This is a genomic window from Pseudomonas monachiensis (assembly GCF_047345015.1).
GTDB lineage: Bacteria > Pseudomonadota > Gammaproteobacteria > Pseudomonadales > Pseudomonadaceae > Aquipseudomonas > Aquipseudomonas monachiensis.
This window is the reverse complement of record NZ_CP178857.1, coordinates 3,172,420-3,193,865: the sequence shown is the minus strand read 5'-3', so window position 1 is coordinate 3,193,865 and position 21,446 is coordinate 3,172,420. Positions and strand designations below refer to the sequence as shown.

At 61.7% G+C, this 21,446-nt stretch carries 17 protein-coding genes; 4 read left to right on the top strand and 13 right to left on the bottom strand.

Going from position 1 to position 21,446, the window contains the following annotated elements:
• Window positions 1-41 precede the first annotated feature (41 nt).
• Genes ACMDB8_RS14240 through glgA form a run of 5 tightly spaced genes read right to left on the bottom strand, consistent with a single transcriptional unit; the run spans window position 42 to window position 8,640 of the window.
• The gene (locus tag ACMDB8_RS14240; protein ID WP_056727508.1) at window positions 42-359 is read right to left on the bottom strand and encodes a DUF2934 domain-containing protein; all 318 of its coding nucleotides are present in this window, start codon (window positions 357-359) and stop codon (window positions 42-44) included.
• A 21-nt stretch (window positions 360-380) separates the two neighbouring features.
• Window positions 381-3,176 (bottom strand): malto-oligosyltrehalose synthase, encoded by a 2,796-nt coding sequence (locus ACMDB8_RS14235; RefSeq protein ID WP_223541463.1) that lies wholly within the window; start codon window positions 3,174-3,176, stop codon window positions 381-383.
• A complete protein-coding gene (gene malQ / locus ACMDB8_RS14230; protein ID WP_223541462.1) occupies window positions 3,173-5,251 on the bottom strand; it encodes a 4-alpha-glucanotransferase in 2,079 nt (692 codons plus the stop codon). The genes ACMDB8_RS14235 and malQ overlap by 4 nt, the downstream gene beginning before the upstream one ends.
• Window positions 5,248-7,044: a malto-oligosyltrehalose trehalohydrolase gene (gene treZ / locus ACMDB8_RS14225; protein WP_409079266.1), complete on the bottom strand. Its 1,797-nt coding sequence runs from the start codon at window positions 7,042-7,044 to the stop codon at window positions 5,248-5,250. The genes malQ and treZ overlap by 4 nt, the downstream gene beginning before the upstream one ends.
• Window positions 7,045-7,056: 12 nt before the next feature.
• Window positions 7,057-8,640: a glycogen synthase GlgA gene (gene glgA, locus ACMDB8_RS14220; protein ID WP_056727502.1), complete on the bottom strand. Its 1,584-nt coding sequence runs from the start codon at window positions 8,638-8,640 to the stop codon at window positions 7,057-7,059.
• Between the two features lie 564 nt (window positions 8,641-9,204).
• On the opposite strand from glgA, the gene ACMDB8_RS14215 reads away from it, so the two are divergent.
• Together ACMDB8_RS14215 and nudC are read left to right on the top strand one after the other, a co-directional pair.
• A complete protein-coding gene (locus ACMDB8_RS14215; protein WP_056727499.1) occupies window positions 9,205-10,017 on the top strand; it encodes a crotonase/enoyl-CoA hydratase family protein in 813 nt (270 codons plus the stop codon).
• A gap of 6 nt (window positions 10,018-10,023) precedes the next feature.
• Window positions 10,024-10,854, top strand: coding sequence for an NAD(+) diphosphatase (nudC, locus tag ACMDB8_RS14210; protein ID WP_046037107.1), 831 nt, complete (start codon window positions 10,024-10,026; stop codon window positions 10,852-10,854).
• Here the strand turns inward: nudC and ACMDB8_RS14205 are convergent.
• The 3 genes from ACMDB8_RS14205 to ACMDB8_RS14195 form a co-directional block, all read right to left on the bottom strand.
• Window positions 10,822-11,601, bottom strand: coding sequence for a TSUP family transporter (locus tag ACMDB8_RS14205; RefSeq protein WP_056727498.1), 780 nt, complete (start codon window positions 11,599-11,601; stop codon window positions 10,822-10,824). The two genes, nudC and ACMDB8_RS14205, sit on opposite strands and share 33 nt — an antisense overlap.
• A gap of 190 nt (window positions 11,602-11,791) precedes the next feature.
• Window positions 11,792-12,268 carry a DUF1348 family protein gene (locus ACMDB8_RS14200; protein ID WP_056727496.1) on the bottom strand — a complete coding sequence of 159 codons (477 nt, stop codon included), beginning with the start codon at window positions 12,266-12,268 and terminating at the stop codon, window positions 11,792-11,794.
• A gap of 55 nt (window positions 12,269-12,323) precedes the next feature.
• Window positions 12,324-12,887 (bottom strand): TetR/AcrR family transcriptional regulator, encoded by a 564-nt coding sequence (locus tag ACMDB8_RS14195; RefSeq protein WP_223541460.1) that lies wholly within the window; start codon window positions 12,885-12,887, stop codon window positions 12,324-12,326.
• A 217-nt stretch (window positions 12,888-13,104) separates the two neighbouring features.
• Here ACMDB8_RS14195 and pssA point away from each other — a divergent pair, with 217 nt between their 5' ends.
• Both pssA and ACMDB8_RS14185 read left to right on the top strand, forming a co-directional pair.
• Complete coding sequence (gene pssA / locus ACMDB8_RS14190) at window positions 13,105-14,448, top strand: CDP-diacylglycerol--serine O-phosphatidyltransferase (RefSeq protein ID WP_409079267.1); 1,344 nt, start codon at window positions 13,105-13,107, stop codon at window positions 14,446-14,448.
• 126 nt (window positions 14,449-14,574) lie between these two features.
• Entirely contained in the window at window positions 14,575-15,591 is a 1,017-nt protein-coding gene (locus ACMDB8_RS14185) for an AraC family transcriptional regulator (RefSeq protein WP_056727491.1), read from the top strand.
• Window positions 15,592-15,625: 34 nt separating this feature from the next.
• Here the strand turns inward: ACMDB8_RS14185 and ACMDB8_RS14180 are convergent, their stop codons facing one another.
• The 5 genes from ACMDB8_RS14180 to ACMDB8_RS14160 form a co-directional block, all read right to left on the bottom strand.
• A complete protein-coding gene (locus ACMDB8_RS14180; RefSeq protein WP_056727489.1) occupies window positions 15,626-16,096 on the bottom strand; it encodes an LEA type 2 family protein in 471 nt (156 codons plus the stop codon).
• Window positions 16,097-16,153: 57 nt separating this feature from the next.
• Entirely contained in the window at window positions 16,154-17,626 is a 1,473-nt protein-coding gene (locus ACMDB8_RS14175) for a nucleobase:cation symporter-2 family protein (RefSeq protein WP_056727487.1), read from the bottom strand.
• A gap of 97 nt (window positions 17,627-17,723) precedes the next feature.
• On the bottom strand, window positions 17,724-18,431 hold the full coding sequence (locus tag ACMDB8_RS14170) for an HPP family protein (protein WP_223541458.1): 708 nt from the start codon (window positions 18,429-18,431) through the stop codon (window positions 17,724-17,726).
• Between the two features lie 159 nt (window positions 18,432-18,590).
• Window positions 18,591-19,802: an MFS transporter gene (locus tag ACMDB8_RS14165; protein WP_263291685.1), complete on the bottom strand. Its 1,212-nt coding sequence runs from the start codon at window positions 19,800-19,802 to the stop codon at window positions 18,591-18,593.
• A 56-nt stretch (window positions 19,803-19,858) separates the two neighbouring features.
• Window positions 19,859-21,442 carry an ArnT family glycosyltransferase gene (locus ACMDB8_RS14160; protein ID WP_162252432.1) on the bottom strand — a complete coding sequence of 528 codons (1,584 nt, stop codon included), beginning with the start codon at window positions 21,440-21,442 and terminating at the stop codon, window positions 19,859-19,861.
• Between the last annotated feature and the right edge of the window lie 4 nt (window positions 21,443-21,446).

The following is a 21,446-nucleotide window of genomic DNA, read 5'->3' as shown; positions in this document are numbered from 1 at the left end:
GCGGCGGTCCGACTTGCCCGCGAAGGGGCCTCAAGGCCTATTCAAACCGCTGGCGGTTTTCGCGCAGCCCGGGGCTTTTTCTCAGCGGCCTTTTCCCCCGGCGGGATCACCTTCGAAGCCGCCGCCGGTTTGGCCTTGGTTTTTGCCGCGGCGACCTTGGCATCGCCAGCCTTGCCATTGGCCGTTTTGCTGACCGGGGTTTTCGCAGCAGCCTTGACCGGCTTTTTCGGGGCCAGGGCTTCGGCTTCCGCCAGTTTGCACGCCATTTCCCAGTGACGGGCCTCCTGGCCTTCGGGTTTTCCTTCGGATTCCCAGATCTGATAGGCAAATTCGCGGATGCGTTTATCGTCGGTACTCATCGTAATGCTCCTGAACTGAATTCAAGTGTGGGCAGTTTGAAAAATGAGATTGACCGGGAAATCCCCCAGCGCGGCGCTGATCAGCAGCTCCCTGTGTTCTGTGACTGTGATGCGGGAAAAAAGTCCCTGCAGATGTTCGTCCGGGACGGTGAACGGCAGTTTGACCCGGGTATCGCCCCACAGCGGCGCGTGGACCTGTGGTTCGGCACCGTTTTCCAGCAGATCGGCACAACGTATCGGCACAATCACAATGGCGCGTTTCCCCTCCCGTTCACGGACAAATCCCAGCACTCGATGGGCCTCGCTGCCCACCACTTCCAAAGCCTGGCAGGTACCACGCCGAAACAGCTCGGCATGCTCGGCGCGCAGGCTCAGGGTGCGCGCAATCAAGGCTTGTTTGATGCGCCCGTCACGCCAGTTTTGCATCAAGTCCGGCAGGTCCACCGCTTGCTGCAGCGCCTGCTGGCGGCTGGCGTAATCCACGGGACGACGGTTGTCCGGGTCGACCAGGCTGAAGTCCCAGAACTCGTTGCCCTGATACAAGTCCGGTACACCGGGCACGGTCATGCGCAGCAAGGTTTGCGCCAATCCGTTGAGTGCGCCGGGGGCGGCAATCGAGCGGGCAGCCTTGGCCAGGGCCGTACGCAACAACTCGCCTTCGGGGCTGAGCAACAGACGCTGGATAAAGTCTTCGCTCGCTTGCTCGTAAGGGTCATTGGGCGCGTTCCAGCTACTTTGCAGTTTGGCTTCGCGCAGGGCCTTGCGTTGCCACTGCCAGAGGCGTTTTGCGTAGTCCTCAAGGGCCGGCGCATGATCGATCTCCAACGCCAGCGGCCAGCTGCCGATGATCGCCTGGTAGAGAATCAGTTCATCCCCCGTCGATGGCATTTGATCGTCGTTGCGCAAGGGCCGGGCGAGGGCGCGCCACAGGCCGATCTGGTCGGCGTACCAACTGCTGCGCTCGCTCAGTACCGCCAGCCGCGCCCGTGAATCTTCACCGCGCTTGTGGTCGTGGGTGGCGCTGGCCAGCAGATTGTCCGGGAAGGTGTCGAGGCGTTCGATACAGGCCTGATGAAAGTCGGCGACAGGTGCGCTGAACTGTTCGGTGTTGAAGCCAACGTCATTGCGCGAGAGCAGGACCGCCGAACGATAGAACGCGGTGTCTTCCACCGCTTTCGCCGCCGCCGGTGAGGTCAGTTGCTGGAAACGTACGCAGGCGTGCTTCAAGCGTTTGCGCTCGCGACCGGCCGGGCGCGAACGCCAGGGTTCACCGCCGAGCCATCCGGCCAGGCAGTCGAGCACCGGCCAGTCCTCTTCACCCAGGGTTTGGCGGGCGCCGTCCATGGCCTGACGGAAAAACGCCTCGCCCTGGGCCGACCGGCCAAGGGGACTGATGTAGGTGCGGTACACCGGGAAATGCACGATCAACGCCTGCAAGGCCCGGCGAATGGCGCCGAGGGTCAGGTCGCGGGTCATGAGGTTGTCCCGGGCCACTTGCAGCAAGGCCTGGGCAACGCTTTCGAAATCTCCGGCCAGGGAGCCGCTGAGGACTTGCTGGCGGGCCAGTTGAGCTTCCTGGCCGAAATCGGCGGACCGCTCGCTGTGACGATGCCAGAGTTCGGCCAGAGTCTGCGCGCCCCGTGGATCCTGTTGCAGTAGTGACAACTGGTTCATGAATTCGTAGCCGGTGGTGCCGTCCACCGACCAGTCGCGAGGCAGGGTTTCCCCTTCGCCCAGGATCTTTTCCACATAGATGGGCAGGTGCCGGCCCGCTGACAGGCTGTCGACCCGGCGGCGCAGCTTGCGGCAATAGCCTCGCGGGTCGGCGAGGCCGTCGATGTGGTCGATGCGCAACCCGTCGATCAGCCCTTCAGCCACCAGTTGGAAAATCTTCGCGTGGGTGGCTTCGAACACGGCGGGACGCTCGACCCGCAGTCCGCCGAGTTCATTGATATCGAAGAAGCGCCGCCAGTTGATGTCATCGGCGGCGGTGCGCCAACTGGCGAGGCGATAGCTCTGGCGTTCCAGCAGGTTGTGCAGGCGCCGGAAGCCTTCGCCGGTCAGTGAGTCGTAGTTGTTCAGGTGCTGCTCGATGGCGTGGGCCAGGGCCGGATCGTTGACCAGATCGCGAAGTTCCGCTTTCAGCGGCAGGGCCAGGCTGTGGGCGTCGGTCTGGTAGCTCAGGGTGCTGAAGCGATCGGCCAGGTTTTTCAGTTGTTCGGCCTGCTGTGTATCGAGCGGTGCATCGGTCCTGAGCAGTTCCCCGTAATCGCTGGGGCAAATCGGAAAGCGATGTTCGTAGTGCTCGACATGGAAGCTGCCGTGCCAGGCATCGAAGCGCAGGGGCAGGGTGCCGTCCTGCAACGCGACGCCGTAGTCGCTGCCCAGAAACGGCAGGAGCAACTGGCCTTCCATCAACGGGTCGGGTGAATGCCACTGGATGTCGAAAAACTCGCCGTAAGGGCTCAGGCGTCCCCACTCCAGCAAATCCAGCCACCAGGGATTGTCACCGCCGCCGACCGCCATGTGGTTGGAGACGACGTCGAGAATCAACCCCATGTTGTGCTCGTGCAGGGCGCTGACCAGGCTGCGCAGCGCCGCCTCTCCGCCCAGTTCCGGATTGACCCGGGTCGGGTCCACCACGTCATAACCATGCATCGACCCGGCGCGGGCACGCAACAGCGGGGAGGCGTAGACATGGCTGATGCCAAGACGGGAGAAATACGGCACCAGTGGCACCGCATCTTCAAGCGTGAAGCCTTTGTGAAATTGCAGGCGCAAGGTGGCGCGCAGTAGACGACTCGGTACCAGGGTCATCGATCACGCTCGGCCGCCTGGAGCCGCGCACAGGCGAGCAACTCCAGGCGTCGTGCGGCATCCGCTCCGTCGAGCAGGGCTTCGCTGTAACCGGGCAAGCGCCGCGACCAGTTGGGGTGGGAGTCGATGGTGCCGGGCAGGTTGGCTTGCTGTTCGACACCAAGGGCGTCTTCCAGGGGCAGCAGCACCAAGGGGGCCCGGGTATGACCGAGGAAGCGCACGCTGGCATCGAGCACCTGGTCGGTTTCGTGGGACTCTTCACGGAAGTTCTGCGGGTCCTGGCTCAACGCCCGGCGCAGGCCTTCGCGCTCGCGTTCGCGGTGCTGGCGCCATTCGATTTCACCACTGGCATCGAGCAAGCCGAGCCGGGCGTTCCAGTCGATATCGCGGCCATGCCACCAGCCGTTGAGGGTCGGCAGGTCATGGGTGCTGGTGGTGGCCAGGGCGTTGTCCGGCCAGTCGAGGATCGGCTTGAAATGCGTGTTGTCCTGTTCGAACAGCAATACCCGCATGCCCAGCATCGAGCGGGCGATGAGTTTTTCCCGCAGGCCGTCCGGCACGGTGCCGAGGTCTTCGCCCAGGACGATGGCCTGGTGACGATGGGATTCCAGGGTCAGCAGGCGCAGCAGATCGTCCACCGGGTAATACAGGTAGGCGCCGTCCGCTGGCGGCGATCCATTGGGGATTACCCACAGACGCTGCAAGCCCATGACGTGATCGATGCGCAAGCCACCGGAGTGGGCGAAATTGGCCCGCAACATTTCGATGAAGGCCCGGAAACCATTGCGCACCAGGCCTTCAGGGGAGAATGCGGAAATCCCCCAGCCTTGGCCCGTGCGGTTGAGAATGTCCGGCGGCGCACCGACGGTGAGGGACGCGAGCAGTTCGTCCTGACGGCTCCAGGCCTGGCTGCCGCCACCATCGGCGCCAACGGCCAGGTCGGCGATCAGGCCGATACTCATGCCGCTGGCGCGGGCGGCGGTTTGCGCGCGCTCCAGGCAGCGCGTGATCAGCCACTGGCAGAAGGCGAAGAAGCCGATGCGCCCGGCATTCTCTTCGGCGAATGCCGCCAGTTCGGCGCTGCGCGGATTGCGCCAGGGTTCAGGCCACTGCCGCCAGTCGAGGTGTTCACCCCGGGCGGCGCGCGCCTCCTGGATGGCTTCGAAGCGACAGTGGTTTTCCAGCGCTTCGCCGGCGGCGTGACGAAAACTGCTGAAGTCTTCGTGCAAAGGATGTTCGCCCTGGACGAAACCTTCGTACAGCGACTGCAACAGCCGATGCTTGGCTTCGGCGGCGGCCGGCCAGTCAATCAGCGGTCGCTCTTCCAGCGCCTTGAGTTCAATGGCCAGCCCGGTTGCATCGATGGCGGTGCGCAGTGCGCGTTCGCCGAGAATGGTGCCCGGGGCGCAGTAAAGGCTGTTGAGAAATAAGCGGCTGGACGGCGAATAGGGGCTGTAGCGTTGGGTGTCACTGGAAAACATCGCATGCAGCGGGCTGATCGCCAGCGCCTCGGCGCCACGCTCGCCGGCCACCCGGGCGAGGTCCTCCAGCGCCTGGGTGTCACCAAACCCGCCATCGCCGGGGCGGCGCAATCCATACAATTGCACACTCAGGCCCCAGGCACGGGGGATGGGGTTGTCCACGGCATCGGCCACGCTGTAGCAACGGGCCGGGGCTACGGCCAGGGTGAAGCTTTGTCCGTCGATGCTGACCTGTTGATAGCCGACCGGTACCAGCCCCGGTAGCACCGCGTTGGCGTCCAGTTTCAGGTCGAGCCGCGAACCGTCTTCGAGGTGGATTTCGCAAGGGGTCCCGGGCTCGAAAAAACGCGCCAGGTCCAGGCCCTTCCCGACATCGGCGGTGATCAATGGCGGCAAGTGATGGGTCTGTTGCACCTCTTGCAGTTCCAGCAGGCTGGCGTCGATTTCCTGGGCGCTGCCGGCCGGGTGGCCAAGGCCGGTCAGCACATTGCGCAACACGGACGGCGCGACTTTTTGCGGGCGGCCGTTGGCGTCGAGCCAATCGACTGCGAGACCGGCACGGCTGGCCAGGATTTCCAGTTGCGCATCACTCATGGACGCTCTCCAAACGGGGTAGCAAAGGGGGCTGCGGCGGCGAGGCTGACGAGCGCGCAATACGGGGCAAGGGTGTTTGGGGCCGGCAGGTCGGCGCCCTGTGGCGGGTATTCGAACAAGCGCGTGGCACCGGTCTGTGAGGTGTGGACTACGGGGCTGGCGCTGAGGTTCAGGTCAATGCGCAGCTGGCTGCCATCGCCCAGGCGCCAGGTTGCACTGACCGCGGCTTCACCCAGCACATCGGTGCCCAGTGCCCGGGCGCCCGGCAGGCGCGGGATGATGTGCCGGTGACGGATCTGCAACAGTCGTCGATACAGGTCGTGCATCTCGCAATGGCCGGTCGATGGCAGGACTGGGCGGGACGCTGCAAATGTCTGCGGATCGTTCGGGTCCGGAATGTGTTCGCGCAGGATCGGGTCGGCAAAGGCGCTGAGCGCCGCGAACTCATTGCGCCGGCCGTCGCGAACCTGCCTGGCCAATTCACCGTGATGGCTGGTGAAAAACAGGAAGGGTTGCTCGACGGCAAATTCGTCGCCCATGAACAGCAGCGGAATCATCGGCGACAACAGCAGCAACACCGTGGCGGCCCGCAGCGCTTGCGGGTGGGCGAGTTGATGCAGGCGCTCGCCGAAGGCCCGGTTGCCGATCTGGTCATGGTTCTGCAAAAACAGGATGAATGCACTGGGCGGAAGATGTCCGCTGGGTTCGCCCCGCGCCACACCATGGCGATTGAGATGGCCCTGGAACACGAAGCCCTGGCTCAGGCAGCGCGCCAGTTGTTCGGTGGGGTTTTGCGCGTAGTCGGCGTAATAGGCGTCGGTTTCGCCGGTCAGCAACACATGCAGGGCGTTGTGGCCGTCATCGTTCCACTGCGCGTCGTAACCCTGTTCGAGCAGGCTGGCCTGGTTATGTTCGTTCTCCACCATCAGCCACACATGCCGCGCCGGTCCCGTCTGCTGGCGCACCCGTCGTGCCAGTTCCTGGATGAAATCCGGGTCTTCGATGGCGTGCACCGCGTCCAGGCGCAAACCGTCGAAACGGTACTCCAGCAGCCACATCAAGGCGTTTTCGATGAAGAAGTCCCGTACTTCGCGACGGCGCAAGTCGATGGCCGCGCCCCACGGCGTGTGTTTGTCTTCGCGAAAAAAGCCCTTGGCATAACGATGCAGGTAATTGCCGTCCGGGCCGAAGTGGTTGTAGACCACGTCGAGGATCACCGCCAGGCCGTGGCCATGGGCGGTGTCGATCAAGTGCTTGAGCTGCTCGGGGGAGCCGTATGACGCCTGGGGCGCGTAGGGCAGGACGCCGTCATAACCCCAATTGCGTTCGCCGGGAAACTGCGCGACAGGCATCAGTTCGATCGCGGTGACGCCCAGTTCGACCAGCCGCGCCAGATGCTGCTCGACGGCGCTGAAGCCGCCGAGCGCACCGACATGCAGTTCGTAGATCACCGCTTCGTTCCACGGCCGTCCCAGCCAGGCGGCGTGTTGCCAGGCATAGGCCAGCGGATCGACCACCACGCTGTGCCGGTCGATGTCGCCGGCCTGGGCACGGGAGGCCGGGTCGGGCACTTCCAGTTCGCCGTCGATGCTGTAGCGGTAACGCGTGCCCGCCGCGCATCGGATGTTGCTCACGAACCAGCCGTCGGCCTGGGGCAGCAACGGCAAGGACTGTCCATTTTCCAGTTCGACACTGACGTAGTACGCATCTGGCGCCCACAACGCGAATCGCGTGTGCTCTGCGTCCAGCATGATTGCGCCGTGGGGCCAGGTCTCAAGGGTCCGTAACGGCATCTTCAAAGCCTCTTACTGTTTGTGCGATTTCCCCAATGCCTTGGCCACAAGCTGTTCGTAGAGCTCGGCGTAGGGTTCGACCGCCTTGCACCAGTTGAACGGCGCCGCCATGGCCCGGCAGCGCATGGCGTGCAGCAGGCCGGGAAAGGCGAACACCTTGAACGCGCGGCTCAGGGCTTCCTGATAGCTCTGCACCGTGGATTCATCGAACAGGAAACCGGTCACGCCGTTTTCGATGGTGTCGGCAAGACCGCCGGTGTTGCGTGCCACCGGCAACGAGCCGAAGCGCTGGGCGTACATCTGGCTCAGGCCGCATGGCTCGTATCGCGAAGGCATCAGCAGGAAGTCGCTGCCGGCAAACATGCGCCGGGCGTCGGTTTCGTTGAAGCCGATGCGCACGCCGATCTGCCCGGGGAAGCGCAGGGCCAGTTCACGCATGGCCTGTTCTTCTTCCGGCTCGCCGCGACCGATGATCGCGATCTGCCCGCCATTTTTGACGATGTACTCGGACACCGCCTCTGTCAGGTCCAGGCCTTTCTGATAAACCAGGCGCGAAACCACGGCGAACAGCGGTCCTTCGGAGTCTTTCAGGCCGAACAGTTCGCGGACATGGGCGGCGTTCACGGCCTTGCCATCCCAGTCGCCGATGTCGAACGGGCAGAACAGGTGCGGGTCGGTCGCCGAATCCCAGCTTTCATCGATGCCGTTGGGGATGCCACTGAGCAGGCCTTGCTGGGTCTTGGCGGCGAGGAAACCGTCCAGGCCGCAGCCGAAATCCGGGGTGGTGATTTCCTGGGCGTAGGTCGCGCTGACCGTGGTGATGTGGCTCGAATAGGCCATGCCGGCCTTGAGGAACGACATTTTGCCGTAGAACTCCATGCCTTCCTGTTGCAGCGCGTGTTGGGGAATGCCCAGTTCGGGGCACGAGCCCAGGCTGGTCACACCTTGATAGGCCAGGTTGTGGATGGTGAAAAGCGTCGGTGTGCGCTGCCCACGCCAGTGCATGTAGGCAGGGGCCAGGCCGGCGGGCCAGTCGTGGGCGTGCACCAGGTCCGGGCACCAGTGGATCTGCGCGAGGTTGGCGGCAATATCAGCCGCCGCCAGGCCCAGGCGGGCGAAACGGATATGGTTATCCGGCCAGTCGCGGCCGTTGTTGGCGCCGTAGGGTGAACCTTCGCGCTCGTAGAGTTCGGGGCAGATCAACACGTAAATGACCAGGCCATCGGGCATGTCCATGCGCCCGATCTTGCACGGTGGCAACGCAGCATGGCCGCCAAGCTCACCGATGATATGAATGGGGTTCTCGCTGTGCAGCACTTGCGGGTAACCGGGGATCAACACCCGTACATCGTGCAGATGGGCCATGGCCCGCGGCAGTGCTGCGGAAACATCGCCCAGGCCACCGGTTTTCACCAGGTCGGCAATTTCCGAGGTGACGAACAGGACTTTCTTACGGTTTGGATTCTGGTTGGCTGCCGGGGTCAGCGTCCTGGTGCCTGGAACGCTGGCGGGTTGGGTGTTTGCGGCAGTTACGGCGCTCGATTCGCCGACCTGATGAGCACGCTCTCCCTGTATTTCCAAAGCCGTACTGATCATATGAATCTCCCGTGTTGTTGATCTAATTCTTAGGTCTGGCAAACGGTGTTTCATGGCCATTTCCCGTGGCCGGCGCAAACGCGCTGCGCATCAGTGAGCAAGCGCTGCCCAATGCGTCGAGTCGAAGCAAAAGGGTTGAATCAGCCGTTGCAAAGATTGCACCAGTCGCAACGCACCTTCTTGTCAGAGGACCGATCGGGATTGGAAAAAGTTTCGACTATTTTTCCATTTTGTGACCGACCGGTTTCGCATTGAGAAAGTGAGTCTAGGCCAGAACTTAGAGCGGTAAAGGGCAGATGGCAAAATTGTTCGACAATCGGTTTGTAGCGGGACGGACGTGCCTGATCGAGGTGCAAACGCCCCGACGAAGTGCATGTTTTTTTGCGTTCGGGCCTCAAAAAGTCACTGGGCAGTCATATAAATGTGCGACGTGATATATCAGGCGCGCACTATTGTGGTGCGTGTTTTTTGAGTCCCGCATTTGGCCAAACCACTGCCTTACTGCCCACCTTGATGCCTTGTTATAGTTCGGACCTCATTTTTGCCCGCAAAAGGATCATTGGCATGTCTCAGTACACTGCGTTCAACGTCGAACTGGTCGATAAAATCGCCCATGTGCAGATCAACCGCCCGGAGAAGATCAACTCGATGAACGCGGCGTTCTGGAGCGAGATCGTCGAGATCTTCCAGTGGATCGACGACACCGATGAAGTGCGGGTGGTGGTCCTCAGCGGAGCAGGCAAGCATTTCTCCTCGGGGATCGACCTGATGATGCTGGCCGGCGTGGCCAATGAACTGGGCAAGGACGTGGGACGCAACGCGCGCCTGTTGCGGCGCAAGATCCTCACCCTGCAAGCTTCGTTCAATGCCGTCGATAACTGCCGCAAACCGGTGCTTGCGGCCATTCAGGGTTACTGCCTGGGGGGCGCCATCGACCTGATCGCCGCGTGCGACATGCGTTATGCCGCCGAGGACGCACAGTTTTCGATCAAGGAAATCGACATCGGTATGGCCGCCGACGTTGGCACGCTGCAACGCTTGCCGCGAATCATCGGTGACGGCATGCTGCGCGAACTGGCTTACACTGGTCGCACTTTTGGCGCCGATGAAGCGCGGAGCATGGGCCTGGTCAATCGCGTCTACAGCGACAGCGCCAGCCTGCTCGACGGCGTCATGGGTATTGCCCGGGAAATCGCCGGCAAGTCACCGATCGCGGTCACCGGCACCAAGGAGATGATCAGCTACATGCGTGACCATCGCATCGATGACGGCCTCGAATACATCGCCACCTGGAACGCCGCCATGTTGCAATCCACCGATCTGCGCGTGGCCATGGCCGCCCATATGAGCAAACAGAAACCCGAATTTCTGGATTGATTAACCATGATTCCTCGCTGGACCACCGCAGTACTGGACACCGATCAACCCGGCGGCTGGGCCATCGCGCGCAGCCCCGAAGGCTTTCTGTTCGATGACAACGGCGCACTGTTCGCGCGCGAATGGCTGAAACGTCAGGACCTGTCGATTCTGGCCGAGCATGGCATCGGTCACCTCGATGGCGAGCCGGTCTATCTGCTGGAGTTGCGCAGCCACAGCGAAGTGCCGGGTTGCAACTGGAAAGGCCTGCGGGCGTTCATGCTCGAAGGCGATCACACGCTGTACAAGGTGCTCGGTTACGCCGCGCAGATCGGCACCTGGGCCCGGGAGCACCGCTTTTGCGGTAACTGCGGTCAGGCCATGACCCAGGTGCCGCGCGAGCGCGCGATGTATTGCCAGCCATGTGATCTGCGCAGCTACCCACGGATTTCGCCGAGCATGATTGTCCTGGTGACTCGAGGCGATGAAGTGCTGTTGGCACGTTCACCGCGTTTTGTCAGCGGTGTCTACAGCACATTGGCGGGGTTCGCCGAACCGGGCGAATCGGCCGAGGACTGCCTGATTCGCGAGGTTCGCGAAGAGGTGAGCATCGAGGTCAGGAACATCCAGTACATGGGCAGCCAGTGCTGGCCGTTCCCGCACTCGATGATGCTTGGCTTTCACGCCGAATATGCCGGTGGCGAGATCGTCTGTCAGGAAGACGAGATCGAGGACGCCCAGTGGTTCAACGTGCACGAGCTGCCGCCGTTGCCGGCGTCACGCTCGATTGCCCGTTACCTGATCGACGTCTATGTGGCGCGGCGCTTAGGCCACGCTGAACCAGTGCTGCCAGGCTAGGCGCACGGTCAGGCCCAGCACCACGGTGATGAACACCGGGCGAATGAATTTCGCGCCGCCGCTGATGGCGGTGCGAGCGCCGAAGAAGGCGCCGACCATCAACGATGAGCCCATGCACAGGCCGATGACCCAATCCACCTGACCGGAAAAGATGAAGATCGATAGTGCCGCCGCGTTGCTGACGAAGTTCATGCTGCGCGCCACGCCGCTGGCCTTCACCAGGTCGATGGGGTAGAGCAGCAGGCTGCTCACGGTCCAGAACGCACCCGTGCCGGGACCGGCCACGCCGTCATAGAAGCCGAGGCTGAAGCCTTGGGTCGACTGCCACTTTTTCTTGATCGGTGCGTTGCTATCCAGCGGCGCTTTCGGCGTGCCGCCAAACAAGAGATAGACACCGCAAGCGAAAACGATCACCGGCAGCATTTTGTTCAGCCATTCCGCCGGCAGGTAATGGGCGACCACGGCACCGGTCAGCGCGCCGACCAGAGTGCCGACGATGGCGTGGACCCATTGCGCGGGGTGGAACAACTTGCGGCGGTAGAAGGTGAAACTGGCAATGGCCGAGCCGAAGGTCGAACTGAGTTTGTTGGTGCCCAGCACCAGGTGCGGCGGCAGGCCGGCGGTCAGCAAGGCAGGAGTGGTCAACAGCCCACCGCCACCGGCGATGGCGTCGATGAAACCGGCAACAAAAGCGACAAGGGCCAGGATGGCCAGGGTGGAGAGGTCAACGCTAAGTTCGAAAGGCATGGGATCGGCTTAATCGGCGGGTGCAGAAAGGGCTGCGGGGAAGGGGCGACATGTTACCCACACTAACAACACAACACCAATGTGGGAGCGGGCTTGCTCGCGAAGAGGCCGCCAGATCCAGCATAAATGTTGGCTGACACACCGCTTTCGCGAGCAAGCCCGCTCCCACAGGGTTTAGCGTGAAGCTGAATTACAAGCCCAGATCCGACAGCCCCGGATGATCGTCAGGCCGACGCCCCAGAGGCCAGTGGAACTTGCGCTCGCTTTCCTTGATCGGCATGTCGTTGATGCAGGCGAAGCGGCGGGCCATCAGGCCGTCCTCGTTGAACTCCCAGTTTTCGTTGCCGTAGGAGCGGAACCAGTTACCTGAGTCGTCGTGCCATTCATAGGCATAACGCACGGCAATGCGATTGTCGGTAAATGCCCAGAGCTCCTTGATCAGCCGGTAGTTCAGTTCCCTGGCCCATTTGCGGGTCAGGAAGCCCTTGGCCTCTTCGCGGTTGTGGGCGAACTCGGCGCGGTTGCGCCATTGGGTGTCCAGGGTGTAGGCCAGGGACACACGCTCGGGGTCGCGGGAGTTCCAGCCGTCTTCGGCCAGGCGAACTTTTTCAATGGCCGATTCACGGGTGAATGGGGGTAATGGCGGACGAACTTCGGCGTTAGACATTTCAAGTCTCCGTATCAAGTTAAAGTTCAAACAATTGTCGAGCTTGATCAGGTTGCTACAGGTCCAATAACTTTCGCGCCAAGCATTGCGCATTATCGGCGGCACTGTGATCACCCATTACAAGCGCCACGGTAATGGCACCGTCGATCAGGATCAGCAGCTGTCTGGCCAGCAGTTGCGGATCCTCGGCGCCATGTTCGGTACACAGCTCGCACAGGTAGTCGAGCAGCTTCTGTTTATGTTCTTTGGCGACCAGGCGCACCGGGTCTTGCGGGTCGCCGGTTTCGCCGCTGGTGTTGATGAAGGCGCAGCCGCGGAAACCTTCGCAGGCGAACCACGACTTGAGAACGGTAAACAGGTTGAGCAGTCGCTCGGCCGGGGTTTGTGCCTGGCCGACTGCGCCTCTGTACCAGTGCATCCAGCGCTGGTCGCGGCGTTGCAGGGCCGCCACAACCAGTTCGTCCTTGTTGGCGAAGTAGCGGTAGACGCTTTTTCTGGAGACGCCGGCGGTTTTCACCAGAAGATCCATGCCAGTGGCGGCTATGCCACTTTTGTAGATCAACTTTTCGGTGACATCCAGAATGATGTCGCGTGTGTCGTTGCTAGTGATTTCGTTCATGTGACAAACAGTAGAACGATCGTTCTCCATGGTCAATCGATATTTTTCTAGTGCCTGATAAATGGTCTTCGCGAGCAGGCTCGCTCCCACATGGGAATGCATTCAGCCAGTGAGAGCGAGCCTGCTCGCGAAGGGGACATTACAGACGGTAACAAGACCCGAACCTTTGCATGGTGTAAGCTCATGGGTTCTTCGGATTCGACCCATTGCGAGCCCTATGCCGTCGCTTTTCAAACGCTCCCTGCTGCCCAAGTTGCGCAGTTTTCCGCTGACGGCCGATGCCGTCAGCGTCCTCGCCGGCGCTGCCGAATTCCGTCGTTGCCTGCTGGAGAAAATTGCCAGCGCGACCCGGCGTATCTACATCGTTGCGCTGTACCTGCAACAGGATGAAGCCGGCCAGGAAATACTCGATGCCTTGCACGCGGCCAAACTGGCGCGTCCGGAACTGGACGTGGTGGTGGTCGTCGACTGGCTGCGCGCCCAGCGCGGCCTTATCGGTGCCGGCAAGCAGCCGGGAAACTCCGCGTGGTATCAGGAAGTGACCCGTACCCATGCCAGCGAAGTGCCGATCTACGGCGTCCCGGTACAAACCCGCGAGCTGTTCGGTGTGTTGCACCTTAAAGGCTTCGTGATCGATGACTGGGTGATCTACAGCGGCGCGAGCCTGAACAACGTCTATCTGCACAAGTTCGACAAGTACCGCTACGACCGCTATCACCTGTTGCACAATCGTGAACTGGCCGATTCGATGCAGCACCTGGTGCAGCACGGCCTGGTGGCGTCCAAGGCGGTGCACCGCCTCGACCTGCCGAACCTGCCGACCACCCGCAGCCTGCGCAATGACATTGGTGACCTGCGCAGCCGCCTCAAGCACGCGGCGTACGACACCACGCAGGGCACCACCGACAGGACCGGTTTGTCCGTCAGCCCGCTGCTTGGCGTCGGCAAGAACAATCCGTTGAACCGGGTGATCTGCGAACTGATCGCCAGCGCCCAGCAGCAACTGACCATTTGCACGCCGTACTTCAACCTGCCGCTGACGATCATCCGCGAGATCAACCGCGCACTGGCCCGTGGGGTGAAGATCGACATTGTGGTCGGCGACAAGACGGCCAACGATTTCTACATTCCGCCGAGCGAACCCTTCCGGGTCATTTCGGCGCTGCCGTACCTGTACGAAATCAGCTTGCGCCGGTTTGCCAAGCGTCATCAACGCAACATAAACAGCGGGCAGTTGAACCTGCACCTGTGGCGAGATGGCGACAACACCTATCACCTCAAGGGCATGTGGATCGACCGGCGCTATACCTTGCTGACCGGCAACAACCTCAACCCGCGGGCGTTTCGACTCGATCTGGAAAACGCCTTGTTGATCGATGACCCCCATGGCGAACTGCTGGAACCGCGTGGCAAAGAGCTGGCGGAGATCTTCCAGCACACCCGGCGCATCGAGCACTTCCAGAACCTGGAAACCCTGGCCGAGTACCCGGCGGGCGTGGCCAAGTTCCTCAAGCGCGTGAGCCGTGTGCGGATAGAGCGGTTGCTTTACCGCATCCTGTAAACCCGGTGGGTCTCAGAAAAGCGATCGCGAGCAAGCTCGCTCCCACAGGGTTATTCGATCAGCGTTCAGCGGGTGGTTTCGGCTAATATGCCCCCACTCGAACAAGAACAGGGCTTGCCGCGATCCATGTCGGAAAAAGACACCATCTCCATTCAACTGGTGCGTGAAGCACTGTTGCAAAGCTGCGCGCCGGGCATCGCCACGGACGAGGTGTTGAGCAAAGTCGGCATCGACCCGCAACTGTTGGGCAGCACCGACGCCCGTGTTCCGGCCACGGCTTATGCGCGCCTGTGGCGGTTGCTGGCACGGCGCGGCGATGATGAGTTCTTTGGCATGGACTTGCGCAAACTGAAATCCGGCAGCTTCGCGTTCCTGTGTCGCAGTGCCATGCTCCAGCCCAACGTGGCGGCCGGAGTGGCCAGTGGCCTGGAGTTTCTGTCGTTGATCCTCGAGCACCTGCCGGCGCAGTTGGTGCGTCAGCAAAGCCTGGCGGAAATCGTCCTGCTGGAGGACGACAAGGACCCGCGCCGGGCCTTCACCTATTTCACTTACTGGATGATCGTGCATGGCGTTGCCTGCTGGCTGGCAGGGCGGCGGATTCCGATCCTGGCCATCGAACTGCGCTGTTCGAAACCGGATTTCTGCGATGACTATCAGGTGATGTTTTCCGAGAACCTGCGCTTCAACCGCCCACGCACGCGGATGATTTTCTCCGCCGATTGCCTGGACCTGCCCATCAAGCGCAGCCCTGAGGAACTCGAGCGATTCCTGGCCCGTGCGCCGGCGAACATTCTGGTGAAGTACCGCGATCCGCAGAGCCTGGCCAGTCGCATCAAACACGACCTGCGCCACCTGCCGGCCGAACACTGGCCGGAAACCGAAGCCCTGGCGCAACGCCTGTGCATGTCGGCCTCGACCTTGCGCCGCCGACTGGCCGAGGAAGGGCAAACCTACCAGGGCCTCAAGGATGGCGTGCGCAAGGAACTGGCGATCGTCTGGCTGGCGGAGCCGGCGATCAGCTTCAGCGAAATCGCCACGCGGCTGGGGTTCGCTGACGTCAGTTCGTTCTACAAGGCGTTTCGCAAGTGGTCGGGGTCGAATCCGGGGCATTACCGCAGCCTGATTCTCAATGATACCGAGTAAGTCAGCAGCGCAATGACCGTATATTCCCGAGCTGTTAACGGCTGCCGGTGGTAGGCCCTGGCAGATTGAGGGTGCCACTGTCGACGAAACGCATCGTGTTGAACACCCCACCCGAGAGCTTGCCTCGCAGGACGTAGGGCATGTTGTTCAGCGTTTTCATCTGGCTGATGCCATAGGTCTGGCGGATCACCGAAAACGCCGAAACACTGACCGGCACGGTGACGATGGTGTCGGAAAAACGTCCGATCGTACCCTGCACATCGGTGACGCCAGAGGCGAAGGGCTGGCCATTGATGTCCAGGTCCAGGGCAACGCCGCTGTAGGTGAGGGTGTAGTCATTGGGGTTCTGCACGCGGATTCTCACGGCAAAGCGCACTTCCATGCCTTCGCCTTGCAGGGGGTCGACACCCACGACGTTGATTTTCAACGGGTCTCGATTGGGCAAGGAGGAGCAGGCGCCCAGACAGAGCAGGAGGGAAATCAGGACCGCATGGAGGCTGCGCATGGACGTGCTCTCATCTGAAAAAGACTGAACCGCCAGCGGCTCAGCCCTTGAGCCCGACTAGTGGTTCGACTGTGCGACCATCGCAGGCTTTGCGGGTTCATCCCTGGCGGTCACATCGGGGTTCTGCATCACCTGAAGCACGGAGGCCTCCGGATCGAATTCGTCCTCTTCCAGTTCGATGAACTCTTCGGGCAGGAAGATATTAAGAACGATAGCGCACAGCGCGCCGACGGTGATGGGCGATTCGAAAATGTTGTGCAGGGCCTTGGGCAGTTCACGCAAGACTTCCGGCACGGCGGCCACGCCCAGGCCCATGCCGATGGAAATCGCCACGATCAGCATGTTGCGCCGATGCAGGCCGGCCTCGGCGAGAATCTTGATCCCGGCCACCGCGACGGTGCCGAACATCACCAGTTCGGCGCCGCCGAGCACCGGTTTCGGCATCAGTTGCAGTACCGCGCCGATCATCGGGAACAGGCCAAGCACCACCAGCAATCCGGCAATGAAAAACGCCACGTAACGGCTGGCCACACCGGTGAGCTGGATCACCCCGTTGTTCTGGGCGAAGGTCACCATCGGCATGCTGTTGAACACCGCGGCCATGGCCGAGTTGAGGCCATCGGCGAGCAGGCCGGACTTGATCCGGCGAATGTACACTGGGCCCTTGACCGGTTGCCGGGAGATCATCGAGTTGGCCGTGAGGTCGCCCGCGGCCTCCAGCGGCGACACCAGGAAGATCACCGCCACCGGAATGAACGCCACCCAATCGAAGGAGAACCCGTACTTGAAGGGTACCGGTACGCTCATCAGCGGCACTTCAGGCAGGCTGTTGAAATCCACCTGGCCCATGAGCCATGCCACCCCGTAGCCCAGGGTCAGGCCGATGACAATCGCCCCCAGGCGCAGAAACGGCACATCCACCCGGTTCAACACCACGATGGTGCCCAGCACCAGCGCCGCCAGGGCCAGGTGACTGGCCGCCCCAAGATCCGGGGCGCCGAAGCCGCCGGCGATGTCGGTCATCGCCACCTTGATCAGCGACAAACCCATCAGCGTGATGATGGTTCCGGTCACCACCGGGGTGATCAGCATGCGCAGTTTGCCGATGAACTGGCTTAACACCACCTCGATGAACGCGGCAAAGAAGCACACGCCGAAGATGGTCGAGAGAATCTCATCGGTGCCGCCACCCCGGGCCTTGACCATGAAGCCGGCGCTGAGAATCACACTGATGAACGAGAAACTGGTGCCTTGCAGGCACAACAGGCCCGAGCCCACCGGACCGAAGCGCCGCGCCTGCACGAAGGTGCCCAGGCCGGAGACGAACAGTGCCATGCTGATCAGGTAGGGAATTTCGCTTTGCAGGCCCAGGGCGCTGCCCATGATCAGCGTCGGGGTGATGATGCCGACGAAGCTCGCCAGGACGTGTTGCAGGGCGGCAAAGACGGTGGCGGTCAGATGCGGGCGGTCATCGAGGCCGTAGATCAGATCGCTGTGGCGTGGAGCGGGGGCTTTTTCGGAGGCGGTCATGGTGGTTTGCGTGCCAGAAGGCGGGCCGGGTCAGAAAATGGAGGCGCAGGATGCCAGAACCGCCCGGCCACGGCAAAAGAACCTCCAAAACAGCGACTTACAGTCGTGGGGCGAGCACTTCGCCCACACTGCGGCGTTTGGCGTGCAGTTGGCTGGCCTGGATCAACTGTTCGAGGTCTTCGGGCGTGACGTCATAGAACGCTTCCATGTCGGCCAACGCCAGTTTCAGGTCTTCGGCGGTGATGGCCTGACGGTCGACCGGCGGATGATCGGCAGGAATCCTGGCCACCGGTTCGCTGGCGCTCTTGGGGTAACGAACACGGGTCAGGTTGTTGTAGATCAGGGCGCAGAGCAGCATCGTCGCCGCGCTGAGCATCACCGGCCCAATGGCTTTCCAGTCCATGGCAATGGTTGCCGGATCGGCCAGCACCAGGGTCAGGGCCAATGCACCGGCCGGTGGATGCAGGCACCGCAGCCAGCACATCAGGATCAACGCCATGCCCGCCGCCAGGCAAGCGCTACCCAAGGTTCGTCCCAACACATGGGCCACCAGCAGGGCAATCACCCCGGCGCTCAAGTAACCGCCGAGAATCGACCAGGGCTGGGCGAGCGCGCCCGAAGACACGGCAAACAACAGCACCGCCGAGGCCCCCAGCGGGCCGATCAGGTGCTGGGCCACCTCGATGCCGAACACCTGGCTACAGAGCCACACACTCATCAGTGTCCCCAAGGCCATGCCGATGGCGGCGCGGCTCCATTCGGTGGGGCGGGTGTTGATGGCGGCAGGCAACCAGCGAGCAAGCATTCCGAGAAAACTCCGGCAGAAAAAATCGAGGTAAAAAAAGGGCTTAGCTGGGGAACCCAGAAAGCCCTTGAAGTCGTTCCAACTGTTGGGGGAGGAACGCACACAGTGTGCCGTTCAATTAAGTTACTGACAAATTCATATTAATGAGCTTTGAGTGCATTAATTTTGTTGTAATTTTCTCCGTCGGCCGCTTATGTAGCACAGCAAACCACCCAGGGCCGCGAGTGCACTCAAGGCATAAAACATCGTCGGCGCGGGGGTGTGCATCAACATGAAGCCGCAAATCACCGGGCTCAGCGCGCCGCCAAGGGCAGCGAGGTTTTGCGCACCGTAGTAGCTGCCGCGCAGATCTTCCGGCGCCAGGGTGTCGACGAACAGAAACTCGGCCGGGTAAATGATGATTTCACCGAGGGTGAAGATGAACATCGCCACGCACCAGCTCACCAGACTGTCCGCCACGCTGAAGCCGATCAGCCCGAGGATGAACAGGCCGGTGCCGGCCACGATCCATTGGCGCAGTTGCTCACGCTTGAGAAAACGCCCGATCTGGTATTGCAGCAGGATCACGCTGATGGCGTTGCAGGCGAGCAGGGCAGCCATGATTTCCATGGTGTGTTGGGGGTCGCTGGTCACCAGCAGGTACTGCGACAGGTAAAAGGTAAACCGTCCGTGCACCACGGTGCTGAGCAGGCAACCGGCGGTGAACATGATCAGCGTGCGATCGTTTTTCAGGGTGATCAGGGTTTTGAGGAAACTCTGCGCCTGGCCGGTGACAGATGAACTCGCCGGGTCCTTTGCGATCCCGGTCATCAGGAAAATACTGAAAAAAGCGATGGCCGCCGCGATCAGGAAAGGTGCACTGGCAAAGGCCCCGGCAATCAGCACACCGAACATCGGCCCGACGGCGTAGCCGATGTTGGTCAGCGTATAGCTCAAGGAAAACGCCTTGGCGCGCTGGCCCACCGGGAGGTTGTCGCTGAGGATCGCTTTTGAACCGATGAGGAACAGCGATGAAGCGGTTTCGGTGACGATCAGGGTGATCGTGGTCAGGTAGAGGTTTTCAGCAAAGGTCAGCAACACCAGGCCGACCGCGCTGGACGCCATCGAGAGAATCAGCAACCGGCGTTTTTCGAAGCGATCGATGATGTAGCCGCCATACAGGGAGAGCAGGGTGGCGATGAACACTGCAATGCCGAGCAGCAAGCCAACATCCTGCTGGTTGAGGCCCAGCTTGTCGCTGACGAACAGTGTGAGCAACGGGCTGGTGATGGCGCGGCTGACGACGATGGTCAGCGAGCAGATCAGCAGGCGGCGAATGAGGGGGGAGTAGCTGGTCACGGCGCGAATATCCTTATTCGAGCGGGTCGGCATCAGCCCGGTCGTGAGCGCTACTTTAGCAGTCGGCCCCCCTGTCGTTGCTACGGGATTTACTTAAGGTGCAGGAGTACGAAATCATTCTTGTCGAACCGCCCGCTCAGCACTGGCGGCAATGCACCAACGGCTGTGCTTTGCAGTGTCTGGTAGGTGTTGCGGTCCATCATCAGCCACGCCGGGCCCTTGAGGGCTAAAAGCTCCGGTGGGGAGTCAGTGAAAACCGGGTGCAGGTCCTGCGGGATGTTGACCATGAACTTGATGGCCTTCGCGTCTTTGCCCATCCCGTGCATGACCAGCGGCGCCGGGTCTTTTTGCACGAGTTCAAAAGCTTCGCGACTGAAGGTCCGGGTGTCGTAGAGCTGTCGTTGAATGGGCTCGAACTGCAGGATGTAGGACGACCACAGTGCCAGGACCGCGCAGAGGGCCAGTATCTGAGCTCGCCAGCGGGACTGCCTGAGCGCTGCCAGGGCGATCGCTTGCAACACTCCGAGCAGGATGAACAGGGAAGTGAGGTGAGCCACCCCATCGGGGAATTTTTGCCGTACCACCAGCAATGCCGTGATCAGCAGCCCCGGGATCAGCAGCCACAGCCCCTGCATCAAACCCCGCAGCCAGGCAAACCATTGACCCTGCGTCGCGTAAAACGGATACGCCGCCACGATTGCCGCCATGGGCAACATCGGCAGCAGGTAGCGGGCCTTTTTCGCCTGGGGAATGGAAAGGCCGAGCATTACGATCAGTCCGGCCGCCACGCAGTACTGCATCAGGCGCAATGCCGGCCCGGTTTCCCTCGAACCGGTTAACGCAGCGGCCCCAAGCGTCAGCACGGCCAACGGCCAGGCCAGCGCGTAATTGCCCATCGAGCTGGTGAAGTAATACAACGCTCCGTTGGACCCTTCGCTACCGTCCATGCGTCCCAGGAACTGCATGCGAATCACTTCCTGCAGGAAGGCCGGGCCGCCGCTGACGCCTGCCAGCCACAACAGCAGCCCAATGCACACCGCCAGCAGTACCGATGCCAGCAATCCGAAGACCATCAGCCGTCGCCATTGGCGATCAAGCAGAAAACAGCTGCAGAGCATCCCCGCAGGAATGACCAGGCCGATGGGCCCACGAATCCAGAAGCCCAGCATCAGCAAGGCAAAGATCAGAACCCGGCGGCGCGGCGCCGCGAAATGATCGGCGGCATAGCCAAGGTAGAAAACGCTGAACGCGACGGCCGCCAGCATCAGGTCGAGGGAAACGGCATGGGTTTGCGTGATGAAGGTATTGGTCAACAGCATCAAGGCGATGCTCAACAGCGCCCAGCGCGTGGAGTAGGGTGCCAACAGGCGGTACATCAAGCTGACGATGACCGCTGCGGCGATGGCACTCGGCAGCCATGCGGTCAGGCTGCTGACCTGGCCGAACGGCAGCGAAAGCAGCCAGATGAATACCGTTGAAAGTCCCGAATAGTCGGCGTAGGGCTGGCCATAGGTCGTCGGAAAAAACGACGGTCCATTGCGCAGCATCTCCTGGGCGAACAGCACGAAGCGCGAATCGAAACCGATGACCGCTTGCTGGTAAATCCCGGCGCAGAACAACAACAGCGCCAACAGACCCAGCGCGAGGGACTGTTGGCGGATGTGAGGGAGCATGGTG

What these genes read in the sequence shown, in the direction of transcription:
- nudC (WP_046037107.1), top strand. Translation starts at nt 10,024, where the DNA reads ATGATTCCTCGCTGGACCACCGCAGTACTGGACACCGATCAACCCGGC.
- ACMDB8_RS14165 (WP_263291685.1), bottom strand. Translation starts at nt 19,802, where the DNA reads ATGCCGACCCGCTCGAATAAGGATATTCGCGCCGTGACCAGCTACTCC.
- ACMDB8_RS14240 (WP_056727508.1), bottom strand. Translation starts at nt 359, where the DNA reads ATGAGTACCGACGATAAACGCATCCGCGAATTTGCCTATCAGATCTGG.
- ACMDB8_RS14185 (WP_056727491.1), top strand. Translation starts at nt 14,575, where the DNA reads ATGTCGGAAAAAGACACCATCTCCATTCAACTGGTGCGTGAAGCACTG.
- ACMDB8_RS14215 (WP_056727499.1), top strand. Translation starts at nt 9,205, where the DNA reads ATGTCTCAGTACACTGCGTTCAACGTCGAACTGGTCGATAAAATCGCC.
- ACMDB8_RS14175 (WP_056727487.1), bottom strand. Translation starts at nt 17,626, where the DNA reads ATGACCGCCTCCGAAAAAGCCCCCGCTCCACGCCACAGCGATCTGATC.
- malQ (WP_223541462.1), bottom strand. Translation starts at nt 5,251, where the DNA reads ATGAGTGATGCGCAACTGGAAATCCTGGCCAGCCGTGCCGGTCTCGCA.
- ACMDB8_RS14195 (WP_223541460.1), bottom strand. Translation starts at nt 12,887, where the DNA reads ATGAACGAAATCACTAGCAACGACACACGCGACATCATTCTGGATGTC.
- treZ (WP_409079266.1), bottom strand. Translation starts at nt 7,044, where the DNA reads ATGCCGTTACGGACCCTTGAGACCTGGCCCCACGGCGCAATCATGCTG.
- glgA (WP_056727502.1), bottom strand. Translation starts at nt 8,640, where the DNA reads ATGATCAGTACGGCTTTGGAAATACAGGGAGAGCGTGCTCATCAGGTC.
- ACMDB8_RS14180 (WP_056727489.1), bottom strand. Translation starts at nt 16,096, where the DNA reads ATGCGCAGCCTCCATGCGGTCCTGATTTCCCTCCTGCTCTGTCTGGGC.
- pssA (WP_409079267.1), top strand. Translation starts at nt 13,105, where the DNA reads ATGCCGTCGCTTTTCAAACGCTCCCTGCTGCCCAAGTTGCGCAGTTTT.
- ACMDB8_RS14170 (WP_223541458.1), bottom strand. Translation starts at nt 18,431, where the DNA reads ATGCTTGCTCGCTGGTTGCCTGCCGCCATCAACACCCGCCCCACCGAA.
- ACMDB8_RS14235 (WP_223541463.1), bottom strand. Translation starts at nt 3,176, where the DNA reads ATGACCCTGGTACCGAGTCGTCTACTGCGCGCCACCTTGCGCCTGCAA.
- ACMDB8_RS14205 (WP_056727498.1), bottom strand. Translation starts at nt 11,601, where the DNA reads ATGCCTTTCGAACTTAGCGTTGACCTCTCCACCCTGGCCATCCTGGCC.
- ACMDB8_RS14160 (WP_162252432.1), bottom strand. Translation starts at nt 21,442, where the DNA reads ATGCTCCCTCACATCCGCCAACAGTCCCTCGCGCTGGGTCTGTTGGCG.
- ACMDB8_RS14200 (WP_056727496.1), bottom strand. Translation starts at nt 12,268, where the DNA reads ATGTCTAACGCCGAAGTTCGTCCGCCATTACCCCCATTCACCCGTGAA.